The sequence below is a fragment of the Maribellus luteus genome, assembly GCF_003576475.1.
Classification (GTDB): Bacteria; Bacteroidota; Bacteroidia; order Bacteroidales; family Prolixibacteraceae; genus Draconibacterium; species Draconibacterium luteum.
Genome location: NZ_QWGR01000162.1, coordinates 1 through 593, shown reverse-complemented (window position 1 = coordinate 593; position 593 = coordinate 1). Strand labels below are relative to the sequence as shown.

1 protein-coding gene is annotated in these 593 nt (G+C 54.5%); it reads left to right on the top strand.

Features of this window, described 5'->3' with window-relative positions:
* Window positions 1-119: 119 nt before the first annotated feature.
* The coding region (locus tag D1614_RS24380) for an integrase catalytic domain-containing protein (RefSeq protein WP_241558164.1) at window positions 120-593 on the top strand (474 nt) is incomplete at its 3' end.

Genomic DNA, 593 nt, shown 5'->3' with positions numbered 1-593 from the left:
AGCATGACGGGTCAGGACACCGAGGGGAATCCAGCACCCTAAAACGGTTCAATCAGTCGTTTTTAGTACCCGGAGCACGAGAAACCTTGAGGAAGATACAACAGAAATGTTCGGCATGTTTGGCGAAGGAGCGATCCGTACCTGCTAGGAGGGGCGTACACGTGCCACGCGTCACCGGCAACGTGGGCGAAAAGACGTACATAGACTTGGTGGGTTTCAGCAACACCCCCCGGGGAAACAAGAACATCCTGACTGTCATGGATGGATTCTCCCGGTACGCCTGCGCCTACCCCATCCCAAATAAAGAAGCACGGACCGTCGCCAAAGCACTGATGGAACAGCACATTCCCCAACACGGAGTACCGCTGCACATACACTCCGACAATGGGCTAGAGTTCGTCAACAAGTTGTGGGTGGAACTACTGCAGATGCTGAACATCAAGCACACCACCACCCCACCCTACAACCCATCCTCCAACGCCGTGGAGAGGTGGCACAGGACCCTGGGGAGTATCCTGAGAACGATGCCGGCAGACATGCAGAGGGATTGGGATTTAAGCTTAGGAATGGCAGTGTTCGCTTACAACACTACA